7 protein-coding genes and 7 pseudogenes are annotated in these 16,549 nt (G+C 57.5%); 3 read left to right on the top strand and 11 right to left on the bottom strand.

The window, feature by feature from the left end; genetic code table 11:
* Window positions 1-211, bottom strand: a pseudogene (locus VSR82_RS38330) (transposase); the annotation flags it as partial.
* A gap of 67 nt (window positions 212-278) precedes the next feature.
* Window positions 279-596, bottom strand: a complete 318-nt coding sequence (locus VSR82_RS38325; RefSeq protein WP_498858767.1) for an SDR family oxidoreductase — start codon at window positions 594-596, stop codon at window positions 279-281.
* 1,982 nt (window positions 597-2,578) lie between these two features.
* Between VSR82_RS38325 and VSR82_RS38320 the strand changes: the two genes are divergently transcribed.
* Together VSR82_RS38320 and VSR82_RS38315 are read left to right on the top strand one after the other, a co-directional pair.
* Window positions 2,579-3,091: a hypothetical protein gene (locus VSR82_RS38320; protein ID WP_368587464.1), complete on the top strand. Its 513-nt coding sequence runs from the start codon at window positions 2,579-2,581 to the stop codon at window positions 3,089-3,091.
* A gap of 401 nt (window positions 3,092-3,492) precedes the next feature.
* A pseudogene (locus VSR82_RS38315) lies at window positions 3,493-3,891 on the top strand (DUF2165 family protein).
* Window positions 3,892-5,161: 1,270 nt separating this feature from the next.
* Here VSR82_RS38315 and VSR82_RS38310 read toward each other — a convergent pair.
* Window positions 5,162-6,120 (bottom strand): annotated as a pseudogene (locus tag VSR82_RS38310) (transposase); the annotation flags it as partial.
* A gap of 163 nt (window positions 6,121-6,283) precedes the next feature.
* On the opposite strand from VSR82_RS38310, the pseudogene VSR82_RS38305 reads away from it, so the two are divergent.
* A pseudogene (locus VSR82_RS38305) lies at window positions 6,284-6,493 on the top strand (IS6 family transposase); the annotation flags it as partial.
* 1,561 nt (window positions 6,494-8,054) lie between these two features.
* On the opposite strand, the gene VSR82_RS38300 reads toward VSR82_RS38305, so the two are convergent.
* The 8 genes and pseudogenes from VSR82_RS38300 to VSR82_RS38265 form a co-directional block, all read right to left on the bottom strand.
* Window positions 8,055-8,642 carry a hypothetical protein gene (locus VSR82_RS38300; RefSeq protein WP_429464001.1) on the bottom strand — a complete coding sequence of 196 codons (588 nt, stop codon included), beginning with the start codon at window positions 8,640-8,642 and terminating at the stop codon, window positions 8,055-8,057.
* Between the two features lie 662 nt (window positions 8,643-9,304).
* Window positions 9,305-9,605, bottom strand: a pseudogene (locus VSR82_RS38295) (IS5/IS1182 family transposase); the annotation flags it as partial.
* A gap of 136 nt (window positions 9,606-9,741) precedes the next feature.
* Window positions 9,742-11,255, bottom strand: a pseudogene (gene tnpC / locus VSR82_RS38290) (IS66 family transposase).
* Between the two features lie 100 nt (window positions 11,256-11,355).
* Window positions 11,356-11,727 carry an IS66 family insertion sequence element accessory protein TnpB gene (gene tnpB, locus VSR82_RS38285; RefSeq protein WP_410851708.1) on the bottom strand — a complete coding sequence of 124 codons (372 nt, stop codon included), beginning with the start codon at window positions 11,725-11,727 and terminating at the stop codon, window positions 11,356-11,358.
* A 799-nt stretch (window positions 11,728-12,526) separates the two neighbouring features.
* Window positions 12,527-12,739 (bottom strand): annotated as a pseudogene (locus tag VSR82_RS38280) (IS6 family transposase); the annotation flags it as partial.
* Between the two features lie 419 nt (window positions 12,740-13,158).
* A complete protein-coding gene (locus tag VSR82_RS38275; protein WP_018435039.1) occupies window positions 13,159-13,791 on the bottom strand; it encodes a response regulator in 633 nt (210 codons plus the stop codon).
* On the bottom strand, window positions 13,788-15,518 hold the full coding sequence (locus tag VSR82_RS38270; RefSeq protein ID WP_498858766.1) for a hybrid sensor histidine kinase/response regulator: 1,731 nt from the start codon (window positions 15,516-15,518) through the stop codon (window positions 13,788-13,790). The genes VSR82_RS38275 and VSR82_RS38270 overlap by 4 nt, the downstream gene beginning before the upstream one ends.
* Before the next feature lie 146 nt (window positions 15,519-15,664).
* On the bottom strand, window positions 15,665-15,970 hold the full coding sequence (locus VSR82_RS38265) for a hypothetical protein (RefSeq protein WP_410851706.1): 306 nt from the start codon (window positions 15,968-15,970) through the stop codon (window positions 15,665-15,667).
* Between the last annotated feature and the right edge of the window lie 579 nt (window positions 15,971-16,549).

Raw genomic sequence — 16,549 nt, 5'->3', positions numbered from 1 at the left:
ACGCGAAAGCTCCATCTGTTCCGCCGTGACGACCTTCGCCCCCCGGGCCGTTCAGCTTGCCGGCTTCCGACGCTTTGAGCCAGTTGCGCAGCGTCTGTATCGACATACCCAATTCGCCGGCCACGGCACTCACGCCTTGCCCGTCCTTGACTCGTTGCACTGCAGCTTCCTTGAACTCCGCCGTGTACACCTGGTGCGGTACCCTAAACATTTCTTCTTTCCTTCCTTTCGGTCGAGTTTATACCCGACCTGCTGGAAGGCGAAATTTCAGGGGAAGCTCACACAGTCATCCAAGTCCGAAGATCGCTCTTGAGAACTCCGAGGCGCGATCTGTCCTCGCCTTTAGGAGAGACGCCAGGATTGTCGACGAGCGCGTGTAACTGTCCATTAGGTAGCCGTCGCCTGACTTCCAAAGCGATTCGGTCGATACTATCTAGGTCCGCGAGGTCTGCCTGTATGTGCGCTTGGCGCGCAGCAGGCCACTTGCAACTGTCCGAGAACGGCCGCCGGGAGACAGTGAACACCTCCCAGTTGTTCTCCTGAAAAAGCTTAACTGTGGCATGACCGATACCGCGGCTGGCGCCGGTCAGCAGCATATAACGAGTAACTTGGCCCATCTGTGCATGTCCAATTGGATAGATCGTTGCGGCGTGCAGTTGAGCGACTGCCGCCCTGCATGGGTGAGGTGTACCAACTCGCAAGCAGGCGTGCCAAACGCACTTCATGCTTGCGAGTATCTCGCCGACTTCCTAGCCGCTCGTTGTCTTCAATCAAATGTGCTGCGGATATGCTCAGCAACATTCGAAAGTTCCTGCAGTGCAGCAATTGACCAGTTTCACCGATACGTCACCGCGGTCACGCGTCATGGTTAATTGTTGTTGCGAAAACGGAGAAGAGCAGTGAGTAACAAAGCAATATTGCGATTGGCGGGCAATGCGCGGCTTGGACAACAGCCGCCTCCGTTAGCCGATCTGCGGGATCGCTTCGACAAACACTGGCGTCAAGCGTCCGAGGGCCGGTCGCGTTTTGTGAGCATAGCAGACTTCCTTATGGCGAGGTGCCGCGCCACATTCGGGCAATTTGCACGCCATGAGAAAGAGACGCCCAGTCCCCGTCCCCAACGATTTCCGCCGTCGCTTTGTCGCGCTCCCGACATCCGCCCGTCTTAGATGCAACAAAATGGCCATTGCCGCCCTGCGATGGACGGAAGGCCGATAGTGAAATACATTGAAGCAGCGTAAAACTACCGCAGATATCCCTATCCTAAGAGGATTGTTTTTTCCAGTAACTATCGTCGGAGCTGAGGTTCGGACCACCAAAGTTAACGCAGGTATCATACCGTCCGGGGAAAGGGCGTCCAATCAGCTCTGGCACCGCGTAGAGAACATGGAGACCTAGCGGCATTCTTCTTAAGAGCGAGTCATTGCCGAACCCATCGGTAATATCTAAAAATGTTTCTATAACGCCCACTTGCCTGTTTTTGCAAGAAATCCATTTAGGAACCAAATCTCTACCAAAAGGACCGAATCGACCGATCCGATCCAACAGCACTTCGCCCTTCCCAGGCGTCAGACGAACCCCGCACATCATCGCGTCACACTCAAAAAACGCCTCGCGACAGGGCATGGGAATTCTTTTTGCACGGTCGAAACATAGCTTGTAAAAAACTACTTTTTTGTGGACACAGCCCAGCCTACAGCGGCCAACATGACGATGCCGTTGATGTCGCTCAAACTCAAGGAGTTAGAGCGCAAGGGGGAACTCGGTCGAAGCCGCGGTGCCCAAAGCACCTTCGCTTCAGATCCACTGCCTCGGCTCGAATTCCAGCGAAAGGTGCCGCTGCTCAACCCGGCGACTGACTTGATTTCTTTTCATATCGACGGGCCCACAATCATTCTGGCGAAAACTTCCCGAATCCTGGCCCACCGCGTATCATCGATTGGACGTTTGCATCGACATGCTACACACCCCGTGACATAGTTGCCGTCGCAACGGCGACCGCGAAGTCACGGAGCGCGTTCACCATCGGCACAAACTCACCCGTTCTTTCGACAGAGTCCTTGGCTGACCGCGCGCATGCAAGTCTCAGTAGCTGCTCAATTTCGGTGACTGGTTCCGGGTATCGCCTTTATAAGGACATGATATTTTGTAGCCAGTGCTGATAAATTCAGTCCAAAACATCACGGGCATGGACTCGTATCGAAGGTTGCGCGAGCTGATTTGTCTTAGCGCAAGCATATCTCCAATGGACAACACTGCACTTGGGGCCCACATCTCCGGGCGACTATGCGCAGTGCTCAGTTGAGCGGTAATGACGGTTAGACATCCGTGGACGGCATCCAAGCTCACGCGCCTTCGAGATTGAACACTTGTACTTGACGCCTTTGGTAGCCGGCAGTTAAATAGCTTTGTAGAGTTGAACGATGTCACACGGTGAAGACCGAAATCGTCGAAGAAAACCGGGACCGAAAGCATACGCCATCGATGTCACATCAAGCTACAGACACATCTTTTGATCGCGATTGAGCTGATTGCATACATTGGCACTATTTCATGGAAGTCGCGAAAGGAGTCGGAAATGAACAAGGAACTGAAAATAGAACCACCGCGTCCAATCTCGCCAGCCGAGATCGCGTCCGATTGGACCGAATGGGGCCGCAGACTTTTGACCCAGAACCAATTGCCATTTTCCGGTGACGTTTCACAGTGGATATCTGCATGGGGCGAGGCGGTAGGTCAAATCGGACTATTCAATCTGAACATTACGGGCGCGAGAGATCCTGCAAAGGAACGCGCTATTATAAAGCGATACTCATACGGCCATCAGCTCGGAGAAATACTTGCTGTCTTGACACCCATGGCCGATGAATTCTATTCCACTGATCCTCATAAAAGAAGCGCTCTTTCCCCTGCCAGTCGCGATGACTATGAGAGCTTCGTCTCCATGAGAGACGGAATTCAAGAGCTCAAAAATAATAGTCCCTCAACCGTCCAGCAAATTGTAGAGGCGATCAAACGCATGAAAGAAAAGTCACCATCAACTTATCGACGCACAGTCGATGAGCTAGTCGACGAACTAAAGAGGCTTTAGCGGGAGCATGAAAGCACGTCCGTCCGCCAACTCTCCACGAACTTATCGAATTACTGACTGAATGTCGTTTTGGGGGCTGGGACTATTATTCGCCTCACAACTGCGAATGCCAGAAATGAGAACCCTTGGGGCCGGAGAATGAATCCGTGCGCCCTCCTTCTGTCGCCCCGCCATCTTTGTGAGCGCTGTAATGAGAAGACTGACGTGAGCAATTTTTTGGGTTGCCCGAACCGCCCTTAACGCGAGGCAGTGCAATCAGAATAATAGGAAAGTCTGTCTGACTCAGTCCGCCTTTCCAAAGCCGCAATGGTACTCGCAATGGACCTGCTTACCTCGGTCGTGGCCATCGACAACATTACCGATTACGCCACAACTTCGCCTCCGTACATCATGTGTTTTTAATGGATAAGACTTTTCCGGAAAACGGAATCCTCTATCGGTCAATCCGCCGGACGCAGGTCCATCATGCAGGCTAAATGACCATTATTGCGATGCAGATACTGACGGCTGCCCTGTGCTGATTGGGCGGGCTAAATTTGATGCGTGCACGCCATGATGGCGATGCAACGGTCCTATCGGCCCGAGGGTGGGCCATTTCGGGAATTACGCTGGGTTTTCTGACGTGGCAAGTGATTTTCATGATGATCGGTGGCGAATGGTTTGGTATGTGGATGTCAAAGCAATGGTACGGTCTCCAAACTGCTTTTTACTTTTTCGTGACATTCCTCCTCGTACTCATCTACTTGGTGATGGCAGACGACGAGAACGGTCGACCGGCTACACCGCACCGAACATCCTAGGAGCCAGGCCTAAATGCAGCCGCTGTTGACCACCGTTCTAGCCCAGTACGCGCAGCGAACAGGCGGCGGGACGACGGCAGTGGGGCTGGCAATGATACGTAACCCAAGCATGTGATGGCGCGCACCGTATACGGTTTGCTTCCGGAGCACCGCCCCTAGCATCGGGCCGTGAACGGGACGATAAGTTTCTCCTTGGCTTACCAGCACCCCTGACGCTCTAGCTTGTTCTTGCACTGAGCGAATCACACATCCAGATTCTCCTAAGGGGAATCGAAACGGTTCACTTCCTCAGTCGCCTTCCGTTGCTTCCCGCGGCGACGGTCCGCATTCACTGTGCAGACTTCTACCCCACGAGCTTGTCGACTTTTTTCACGATCATGAGCTACCTCAAGTACTATTGCCCGCAGATGTGCGACTGTTGCAATTGGAACACCCGCTCGCACTACGATGCGACGGTACTGCATATGGGTCACGAACAGTGACCATGCTAGCCCCTGCCAGCTTCGCCAGCGGCCATGACGGGGCCGATCAAGACACTAATAAAACTGCGGGGATTGCGGCGTGGCGGTCCGCGCGACGCATTCGCACGACGACGCGTGGCATGCCTCACCAGCAACCACCATGACGAGCGGTGTCACGCGGGGCTTACCACGGGATCGCAAAGCCGGATGCGACGAATTCCTGACCATCGCATGACGGCAATAGATTTTCGACTTCGTACAGGCGAGCGTTATCACGACATCTCATGCGGGCACCGGATCTACTGGCATGAAGGCGACCGCCAGAATCTGCATGGCCATAGTTACCGCATCCACCTTGTGTGTGAGGCGGTGCCCGTTAACGGTCTCGGGCGCGATCGACTTCGCGTGGTTAAGACGCTGCTATGCGACTGGACCGAGGACATTGGAATCATCGTATATTGCTGTGAGCAGACGACCCTCTGCTGGTGGAAGTGCGAATTGAAGTCGTCCGCAATTGCAGTGGCATCTACCTGTTTTAGCCGCACCACCGGTCGGCGCCTGCTCGGAGTGTTGCCGCAATGGCGCGGAAACACGAAGATCCTGACGGATTGCTATTTGGTCGATTTTAATCATACCAGTATCCGCCCTTCCTTTTTTTGTATTAGTGCCGACGTCGATGGCAGCTTAATGCGCGCGTACTGGAGAACCGCGAAAATCGAAAATCGGTTTCCTGAGTCGTTTGATGCCGTGGCGATTCTTGTCAGCGACTTAGTTCGAGCGTTTGCATTGACGAACCGTGATGAGCATGTCCCGTCCAGCATCGGACGACCAAATTTCAGAGCGGTAATCCCGCTTTGCTGGGCTTGCTCGAACCACTCTCCCACTCCTTTGCCGAAGCGGGTTTGCGGTAGAACCGCAGCCGTGTCAGTTCGTCGCGCAGCACGTAAATGCATAACAGCGGCTGGTTAGCGGCCAGTAACTCCTTGAGGTGCACCGACTGCTCAGGTTTCAGGGTGCGGCGGTTACGCAGCAGCAGCCATTGGCTGGACTCCAGGACCTTGCAGGCTAACCGGTCATGGCGAAGCTGGTTGGCCTGATCGACGCGCACGCGATCGATGACTTCCCGCCCGTATTTGGCGACGACGTGGAACAGGTCGCAGACGATTTCCGCCTGTGGGCAGTGGGCGGTGATCTCAAGTTCATAGGCCATCGCCAGATCGATGGCAACTGCCTGGATGTGCCCGGCTACGCCTTCAGGAAGCCGCTCGAAAAAGGCCCGCGCGATCTCGCGGGAACGTCCGGGACCGATCAAGAGCACCTGTCGGCCGATCGGATCGACCACCACCACCGCGTAGCGATGACCCTTATGAAGCGCAAACTCGTCCGTCGACAGATAGAGGATCATCGACCAGTCCGGCTCGGTCACACGAGCGCGCGGGCGCATCTTGTCGATCAACTTGACCGTGGTGTGCCAAGGCCTGCGAGAAGTTGGTGCAGGCGCCCAGCGTACAGGCGGTGGCTGCCTTCTACGATCTGGGCTGGCAGACGTGGACCATGCCCACCAAACCCGGTGGCGCAGCACATGCAGCACCACCCGGTACTCGAACGGCGGGAGATCGCGGACGCACCGAACCGTCGTCTCATGGATCTGCCGGCACCGCGCTCCGCACTGCTCGCGGTACATAGCCTTGCTTCACCGGCTTCAGTTACAGCGATAGCGTCTGGCCTTCACATTGCGGCCATTCCACGCACCCCAACGATAACCCATCCAGCACGCCAGTGCCTGCAGTGCAATGCGATCGAACCAACCCGCCTCCTGAGTTCCTTAAACTCAGGTCTCAGGCTACGCAATCGCTCCCTAAAGCTCCTCGGCTTCCTTCGATGAACCTTTTATCTTCAAAGGTTTGAAGCAAGTCGCGCGTTCCGGCGCAGCCCGCGCTCAGGTCAGTAATCGGGCCGCAAGCAGTCCTCAGTCGGCGACAGGTGAACGCGAGCGACGCATGCGCGGCTTCCGCGATCCTGAGCGCACGCAGACTTTCTCATCGAGCTTCGGTTCGATCTCACAGCACTTTACGCTCAAGCGACATCTGCTATGCGCCTCACCCTACCGCAAACAGCTCGGGGAGCGTTTCGCCGCGTAGCGGCGTTTCACAGAGATCACACAAGTTCCGTCCGTTTTCTGAACAAGCGCTTTCCCTCCCCGCTATTCGGCAACGGCAGCCTCGACCGCAAGTGACCCATTACCCGACAGGCCTGACTGACATTGCCAAGTTGATGGGCCAACCCGAGCGTGCCGACCTTGGCACGGATTACCTTTTGCTCCTCAGTCTCGGACTCCTCGGTGTTCGCGACGTGCATCGCCGCTACCCGCTACGTCCTCCGCGCCGATGCGCGCCAGCATGAAAACCCAACAAGTGTCAGATTTTGCCTAGTCCACCGCATATCGCTGGTTGATTCACGATAACGGATCTCGGCCAACTGCAGCGCTCAAAACGACTACGTCCTAGTCGCTCCACCTTTTCACGCACATTCCTATCCCGTTGCAGTTTCAGCCCTAGGGTGTGATACGCGAGCAGCGACGGTCGATGCCCGACACTCACAGAGGTCCTGCTCGACGGGAAAATGCGCACGGCCACGCAGATAACCCCGCACCAGGTCGCGTGTCAGTCACGCGTGCCGGTGCAAGGTCAACCGACTGACTATAAGCTGGAGAACAGATAACCACGCCACCATTGATCACAAGACTCACCAACGTAAAAAGGGCGAACAGGTGGCGGTAATGCACCGCGTGGCGCAACAGCAGTGCAACCCTCATTTCTGTGGTGAGAAACGACAGCTTGGCACCGAGTGCAGTGTCCACGATCGAAAACGCAACATGCACACCGACAGGAGCCACGAACGCCACGCGCGCGGGCGCGTCCGCGCCAGTCCGATGAAGCGCCGGAAGAATCGGCCGTCAATACTGTAGACTGCCTCGAATTTCTGATCACCAGCAAGGATTCGCGTTGGCCTGCTCCCTCTAGTTCTGCGTCATTTCGTTCTGTAACTTCGCTACTGACGACGCCTTGAGCGCTGCATCGTCGTTGAAGGCGCACCACTTCTTCGCTCCTGACTGACCCTCGATGATTTCAGGCCCAACGACATCGTATTGAGGCAGCCATTTCTTGACCGTTTCCTTCAGCCTTAAATAGACGTCACGACCAATCTGTCGTATTCCTTTCCGTTCACATAGAACATCAGTGACCGAATGCTACGCCCTCCCAAATAATCGAAGACTTTCTCGCCTTTAGCCACTTTCAGTTGCACCATCTTGATCCTCCGGAGAACCTGCCTGCTGTTCGGCGAAGGGGTTTTCGTACCGCACCGTGACTAAGATCTTCATTCCCGCCGCGCGCGACGTGTACGCCGACCGCCTTCTGGGCATGGCTCTGCCTCAGTACGCGACCGAGCGACCCCGGGAGCCGCAAGCACGACGTCCATCGTGCCCTTCTGCTGCCAGCGCTTGGAGTTGTGCCGGGCGGTAATGTGTGACGGGAAGCCGAGGTTCTGCAGCAGATGCCCCAAGCGGCATTCCTTGGTCAGCACATGCACGATGGCTTTCAGCCCGCAGACTGGCGACGCGCGGACGGCCAAGGCCAAGCGTCTGCGAACCGAAGAGCGGCTCAACCATCACCCATTCGTCGTAAGTGAGCGGCAGGTAGATCAAACGTCGCTTACCTCTTCTTCGACCGATCGTTGAGCGGTCTGGCCGTCCAGCACTTCTATCCGGAACGGGCCACGGACTCCCGTTGAAAATTCGGCCGCCGCGGCCAAAGCGCGTTCGAGTCTGACGTCCGGCCGCATCGGCACACCGACGGTGGTATGCAGTGAGCCCAGCGCCGCCTGTTCGCCGCTACCACAGGCATCGAAGTTCACGGCGCGTTCAGCAACCTGATAATCGCCGCGAATCTGGAAGATGCGCCCCATGTACCCAACCAGAAAAGTGCCAGCCGATTCGCGTTCACCGTCCTTGCGCGCGAATCCGCCGCGGGTAAAGCAAGCGCGTACCGCCTCAATGAACGTCGTGCACATGAAGGCGAACACATCGGTGCCCTCAGGGCGCGGCGCGACGGTCAGACTATGGCCCAGAAGCTGCCCCATCCTGAAGGATGTGGTGAAGCCGATCAGGAACGGTCCCACCCGATAAATCTTGGGGTCGGCGCGCACGGTGATGGCCCCCCCCCCCGCTCCTGCCGAATCCGCACCCATGTAAACCTTCTTGCCATCTGTCAGCGCCACAATGCAGGTCATGCTGCCTCCGTAGGTGTTGCCCGATAGAACGCGACGCGCACGCCCTCGCACGGCTCAGCCGTGGTCGAATCCATGCAAGTACGCCCATTGCCGCCCAGAACTGCCTCGCGGGTCTATGACGTCCCGCCGGCAGGTAACTTCATCAGATCAGCGCGACAATCTTGTGCCACTGATTTTCAGTGGCCCGCATTGCCCGTGATTGGCGTTGTTCCAACGCAGAAACCAAGTCATTGGCCTTTTCAAGCGTGACAGTTCCTGTATAGGATATTATGCTGGTCACTACCGCATCGGGTCCGGCGGAGTCCCAGACAGTGATAAATCGCCATGAGCCGATCCTGCACAAAGAACGCATAGCAGCAACACAGCGCCGAGAACGTTTTCGCGAAAGAAATTCATGCCTTCCTTTGTAAGTAAAACACTCGTCAACTAGCCATCATCCACGTCGGCAACGAAGGCCATCGAGCGCCAGACGGGGATGCCTATAACTGCGCAAATTCGTTGCCGCGCACAAGGTCTAAACCTCGGATTCTGATACTGTGCAAAATAAATGCCACGATATCACTAATTACCAGTCACACTGATATAAAACGTTTTTTTAATGCCATAACGATTGTTTAATATTTTAATCGTTTGGAAGTGCGTTCTACCGCGCCATCCGTCTACATATGCCCGATGGTCGGCTCAATCGCGCTACGCCGCCGGATCATGACGCGCAACGTTCGCGTGATGCCACGGCGCAGACCGGGGTGGTAGACCCTAACGCTGTCCGGTTCGGCGCCCCCGGCAACCACGGTCGACGATCACGATTTCAGGTTGGACGTCACTGAGAATCGCCGCGTAGTCCAGCGCTTCTTCCATGAGATGACCGTCGTGCGCATTGCCCGGCATCGAGCGGGTCCTAATTACCCGCGTCCTCCGACGCGTCGCCGTGATCAATACCTCTACACCGTAAGCGCTAGATTTAGCACAGAGAATGAGGAATCGTTTGCATTCTGCGCGCGTGAGTAGCCCCATCGCGACGGTCGATATTGACCGGCGATGTTTCCAATTGTGTTCGGGGAGTGTGCGCCGACGTGGCGGCCTGCGCGCGTCTTGTGTGTCAGCTCGCTTTCGACTCGGCGCTGCGCTTCGCATAGTTGAACGGCAGCAGATCGCTGATGTCCGCATCCGGCGCGCGTTGCGGCGACTCGGTCAGCACGTGTAGCAGGTACGCATAGGGCTCGACGCCGCAGGCCCGACAGGTCCGGATCAAGCTGTACACCATGGCGCTCGCCTTTGCTCCGGCAAAGGTGTCGCTGAACAGCCCCGAAGTTCTGCCTGTGCAGAAGGGGCGGATATCGCGTTCCATGACGTTATTGTTTACCGGGGCAAGCCCATCTGCCACATAGCGGCTCAGGTATTCCCACTGGTTGCGTGTATAGCCAATTGCCTTGCCCAGCAGGCTCTCGGGCAACACCTCAGGGGTCTGCTCATCGAGCCATTTCCTGAATGCTTCGAGCAATGGAACACTGTGCTGCTGGCGCAGGCGGTACATGTAGCCGATACGCGTCTCGCCTTCAGGCCGATTCCCTTTGGCAAGCCGCTCGACCTAGCACAGTGCCTCTAAGTACTTGAGTGCCTGCGCTACGCGGCAACCGGGTTTCCTCTGCCCCTTGAGCGCGTCGACGAAGCTCCGTCTCGCATGGGCCAGGCAGCCGGAGTGAGTTGGGCCTTCGAGCGTGCGCCACGCAGCGTAGCCGTCGCTCATGAGCAAGCCCCTATAGCCCGCGAGGAACCTCTTCGGATGTTCCTGACTGCGCTCCGGCTGGCGCCACCGGCTCCCCGCAGTCCTCGGCACTGCGGTACGCCCACATATAGCTCTTCCTCTGCGCGCTCTTGCCGGGCTCCTTGAGTACCTGCACCGTGGTTTCGTCGCCGTGAATCAGCGGCTGCGAGAGCAGCGTCTTACGCAGCGCTGCGTACAGGCGGCTGTAATGCAGCTCGGCGGGCCGGATGATCCAGTTGGCCAGTGTGCCACGGCCTACCGGAATGTCTGCGCGCGCAAATACGTCTGCCATCCGGTACAGCGGTGTACCGTCGACAAACTTGCCGGCCGTGACGGTGGCGATCACCGACGCGCTGGCATTGCTGCCCGGCAGCGCCTGCAGGCATCGACGCAATCAGGACCGGCGTGCGGTCTGCGTGGCGCTCGCAATGCCGGCATGCGTACTTGAACCACACCTGTTGCAGCACCGACGCCTTGACGTCGATGTGCAACTGCTCGCTGTTATCCTCGCCCATGCGGTGCATACCGTGACCGCAGCAGGCGCAAATCTTCTGGTCCTCGGGAACGTCGTATTCGATGCGCTGGGGCGGCAGGTTGGCCGGCAGCGGTTTGCGCCCGCGCTTGCCGCCTTCCGGCTCGTTGACTTGCGGCAGTCCGGTGTCAGGCAGCGCGAACGCATCATCAGCGTCGTCGTAGGCCTGGGCCATTTGTTCGGCTTCGTTGAACACGCGATCCTTGAGCTTCTCACTGCGGGGCGCAAAGCGCTGGCTTTGTGCAAGCCCCAACTGCTCGTCGAGGGTCTGTATGCGCGGGGCCAGGTCAGCAGTACCCTGCTCAAGCTCACGGATATAGGCTTGGGCGGCCGGCGGAAGTCCAGAGAAGATGTGTGTCCATGCCTCTCACGATAGCGATGAAACCGCCGAAACAGGTTTACGTGCCGCCTTGATATCAATCAAGGTTTGTGTCGATCGTCTCGGGCCGATAGCGGCGGGATGGATGTCGACGAACCGCTTCAATGTCGATGCCCTCAAGCAGCCAATGCAGCTGTTCGGTCGTCAGTTCGATGACGGCCTGCTGCCGGCGCGGCCACACTAACCGGTCTGCTTCCAGGCGGCGCAGCATCAGCCGGAAGCCGTTACGCTCCCACAGCAACAGTTTGATGCGGTTAGCCCGCCGGTTGCTGAACGCGTACACGGCGCGTGCGAGCGGATCGATCTGCATCGACTGCTCAACCAGGTTGACGAGGCTGTGGATCCCAGCCCTGAAGTCGATCGGCTCGCGGTGCAGATAGACTCGCAGCTCCGTATCGAAGCGGAACATCAGCGCGCTCGCAATGCTGCGGTCATCGCCGTCACGAGTGAAGCGTCGCGCCCGGTACACTCGAGCTCAACGAGATCCCCATTGGGAAGCGTCGCCGACAGGCCCGCCAGCGATGCCGGGCGCGGCGAAGGACGAGAAGGTTCACGCTGTGGCGCCGATTCCGATGCGGGTGGCACAGCTCCCCTTGGGACCAACGCCGGGGCCGCGTCGTCGATTGTGACGACTGTCGCGAATGCCGATGGTGCTTGCCCAAGATCGGCATTTGGACAGCAGTACATTCACGCTGCTCTTCCAGGCGCACCCACTTGTGCAACTGGTTCGCATTCACCCCGGCCTTCAGCGACAAGCCAGCCAGCGATGCGCCAGGCAGGCGGCAGGCCTCGATCAGCTTGCGCTTGCCCTCCGGGTTGGATCCATGCTTGCCATCAGCACATGTCCGGATCACCCGCAGGGGGAAAAGTCAAAGTCAGTGTCGGTCATTATCTGCGTCCGCAATCCAAGTCTGCGGGCGCAGCTTGCATCTTCCCGACTACGGAGGCTAGGTGCGCCTTATTTCGCGCTTACTTTACACCTTATATGGTCGCGCCCGGTTTATCAGGCTTTCTTTCAAGTGGTGGCGACGCTGGTAATCGACTGCTTCCGTATATCCAGACTGTCAAACGAGCCAGATGAACTCTAGGCCTTCGATGCAATCTGCTGTCCGGGTTCTAGTTGACTCTCGGGCTCGAACGTGTGGTGCGTGGGGTGATTCAGGATCTCCTGGCCACGGTCTAACCTAGCGGGGAGGGAAAACGCTGGCTCAGAAAGCGGACGGAATTTCGGTGACGTCTGCCAAACGCCGCCACGCGGTGAAGCGTGCCGCGAGCTGTTTGCGCGCGTTCAGGATCGCGAAAGCCACGCATGCGTCGCTCGCGTTCACGGTCGGCTGATTACCATTTTCGGCACGGCTATTGAGCCGCGCGCTGGCTTTGACAAAGATGTGCTTGACGTAAGCCGGTTCGGGAATCTCGGCAGGCCAAACGGTCATCCCGGCCGCCGCTCGTTTTACCGTGAACTTGGTGGAATCACCCTTGGACGGTATCGAAGCGCTGCATTATCTAGCGCCACTCGGCGACGTAGCGCCATCGTGATACAGGCCAAACGCGTGACTGAGCTTGACGGACGTTATCGGCATTTCGCGGATCACCGCTGGATGCAAGCAAAGGCTTACCGGTCCAAGTCAAATCCCAATTCCGTGGAGCAATATCTGTAGGAGCGGTAAAATTCGATTACCCGGTCGCGAAATGTGAATCGCTGGCAGATACTTCTTACAATCCATTGCGCCAGCCATCCTTAGCGCCCGCAATGTCGCCCGCGCGGCAAGAGAAATGCGTGCGAACTCGCTGACGACCACTCGTAACTTCATTTCATCAGGCGATTGCCAGCATCCTTCTACTCGACGATCAGCCCATGCCGGATCGCGTATCTAATCAACTCGGCGTTGTTGGACAGTCCGAGTTTGCGCATTAATCGCATCTTGTGTGTACTGATAGTTTTCGCACTGAGCGTACATGTCTCGGCGATTTCATTGATGCTCCTGCCCGCCGCGAGCATCTGCAGCACCTGGAATTCGCGATCCGACAGTACTTTATGAGGAGGCACGTCGTCGCGCTGAGTATCGAAGACCATTGCATCGACGAGCTTCGGGTCGAGGAAACGCCCGCCCTCCGCGAGCTTGCGGATCGCTGCGAGCAGCACTTCCGGGTCACTGTCTTTGGTCAGATACCCCGTCGCTCCCGCGCGCAGCGCGCGGGACGCGACCTGAGCCTCATCGTGAATGCTCAGTACGAGCACCGGCAATGAAGGATGTTCCGCCCGTACTCTGCGAATCAGGACGACACCGCTGATGCCTGGCATCGTCATGTCGAGCAACAAAAGGTCGACTGCCCGCGAGCGCAACCCATCGATCACTTCTGACCCCTGTGCCGCTTCCGCCACAACGACGATATCGCTCGTAGTAGCTATGATTTGTCTGAGTCCACCACGGACGATTGCATGATCGTCTGCGATGAGTATCCTGATCATGTTCGAAGTCCGCCATCGAGCGGAATGTGAATTGAAACCATGGTGCCCGCGCCCGGCGCACTTTCGATTGAAAGCGATCCGCCAATCAGCCGCGCGCGTTCGTTCATGCCGAGCAGGCCATATGAATAGTCGCCCCTCACGACTTGCTGGTCGAAGCCGCGGCCATCGTCACGCACCTGCAGCAGGAGCTTCGCCGCCGTCGAAACAAGCGTCACCTCGACATGTGTGGCGACGGCATGCCGCGCGACGTTCGTCAGCGACGCCTGTGCGATGCGGAATAAGGCCGTGGCATGTGAATCGGACAGCGAGGGTTCTCCGCCTTCGATGCGCAATTCACACACAATAGCATTCCGGAGGTTGAACTCGTCGACAAGCCATTCAAGGGCAGACGCAATTCCGAAGTTGAGCGCGGCGGGCCGCAAATGACTCGCGACATTTCGCACCATCGAGATCGTGCCTTCGACTAGTTGGCGCATATCGTCGGCTTTTTTTGACGCTTCCGCGTCGTACGCTATACGCATCTTGAGCAGGGACACGTCCATCTTAAGCGCAGTCAGCAATTGCCCCAGTTCGTCGTGAATTTCCATCGCAATGCGCCTTCTTTCTTCTTCGCGAACCGCCTCCATATACGCGGACAGTTCGCGCTGCTCCTCGCGCGATTCGACGAGCTCCTGCTCCATTTGCTTGCGCGCAGTGATGTCGTTCAGGCCAACATAGATCGCCGGAGAATCGTCGTAAGTCGCAACGCGTGCCGTCACCATCGCCCAGAATCGTGTACCGTCAAGACGCCGCAATTTGACTTCTGTATTGCGCAAGCCACCCTTCGTTTGTAGATGCTCGATCAGACGCTCATGCTCGCCACGTTCGGCATAGAAATCGTCGATATTGGCGGACGAGGCTTCTTCCATACCGAAGAGCTCACGCAGCGGCCGGTTTGTGTAAAGGATGTGTCCGTCAGGCATCGACGTGATGCACAGCGGCACCGGACTCGTTTCGACAATCGCGCGAAAGCGAGCCTCGCTTTCCTTGAGACGAGCGTCTGCACGCCTCCCCTCGTCGATCTGCGCCAGCAAGCTCGTGTTGGCATGCGCGAGCTCTTCGGTGCGCAACGAGACGCGGTGCTCCAGATCGTCGCGCGCTGCCGATAGCACCGCTTCCGTCTTCTTTCGCACGGCTACTTCCGCGAGCAGCAGGTGGTTCTGCGCGAGCACCTGCTTGTGCGTCATCCGCAGTTCAAGGTGCACGCCAACGCGAGCCAGCGTCTCATCGACACGTAACGGCTTGGTTACATAATCGGCGCCGCCCACCAAAAAACCTTCGACGCGGTCCGCGTTGCCTGAGAGCGAGGTCATGAATATGACCGGGATGTCGCGCGTGCGCTCATCGTGCTTGAGGCGTCGACAGGTCTCAAAGCCGTCGATGCCTAGCATCTCCACTTCAAGCAGGATCACGTCCGCCTGCGCAAAGACCGCACGCTCGACCGCTTCCGTCCCATCGAGCGCCGTCAGCACCCGAATGCCGTGCGCCTCGAAGCTGTCGACAATCACACCAAGATTCCCCGGCGTATCGTCGACGATAAGAATCCCTTGTGCGCGACTAAAGCGGCCAAATCGGTCATGATGCGGTGTTTCCTTCGAGATACCGCTCCACGAGTTGCAAGATCGCTTTCCACTCACAGGTTCACGCGAACCGGTTCCTATCCCAAATATTCGCGCGAGTGCCGCCATTGTGGGAGTCCAATATTTGGACCTCGATCCAGAGCCTAGTCTGCGCGCCCTTGCCGGCTTCAAGGTCCGCTGCGACAACGCGCACCGCAGCGTCAAATCCGCCGCACGCTCCACGAATTTTGCGCTTATGCTTGCATTTTCTCTCCCTACTCCGCTCGCGCCATCAGCGTGACTCTGCGCGGCGCGGCCAATTCGTCGATCAGATCTGCCACTTCGCAGAGCGCGCGGAAGTCACAGTCGTCGATCCGATTCGCGTGATTCCGCCGCAAATCGCGAAGTGTTTCGCCAAGGCGCCTGAGCGCGCTGGGGCTACTGTCGCGCAATAGCCAGCAAAGCATCAGATACGCAAGTGCCGTCAAGCTGCGCGTCTCGCACCAAGTGTCGAACAGTCGCAGACATATCGCGTCGATCTGCGAGACGACGTTCTCCCTCTCCGACAGATAGCCCATCATAATTCGTCAAGTCGACGTTGCATGTCTTCATGTTCATGATCGACTAGCAGACTTCCTACCGCATTCAGCGCTTACTGCAAAATCAGAGTATGAGATGCTGAATCACGCGTCAGGACATCCTGACGCCATTAGCGCAGAAAGCCCGCCGATAGGTAAACCTTCAATTTCCGCCGCACAAGGGCGATCCGATTCAGGAAGTCCTGACGGCCTCAACCAGCGCTTCCTGAGACAACATTCGTCCGGCTCCGATTGGACGCCCGCACCGATCGCCATACCATCGAATCATCGTAGATCGAGGGGAAAACCATGGCGGCCTACACATCGCTGCGCTCTAAACACGAAAAGCTCGTTGGCCCGACGCGCGATTACTGGGCGGTTGTCCGCCTGCTGGACCACTTCGTTTCACGTGGGAGCATGCCGCCCGCGCATACAGATGGGTCCGCCGACCGGTGGTAAGCGGCTCATGCCGGCCGTTATAGACAGTTGCTGAGGGCGACATCAAAGTGATGCCCATCATTTCCAATCTGATGGGCACCACTTTGACAGAGTCTGCGGAGAAGAAGCCGGGTTCCCGAATGG

The sequence above is a fragment of the Burkholderia sp. JPY481 genome (genome assembly GCF_038900515.1).
In the GTDB taxonomy this organism is placed as follows: domain Bacteria; phylum Pseudomonadota; class Gammaproteobacteria; order Burkholderiales; family Burkholderiaceae; genus Paraburkholderia; species Paraburkholderia youngii.
This window is presented reverse-complemented; position numbering and strand designations above follow the sequence as displayed.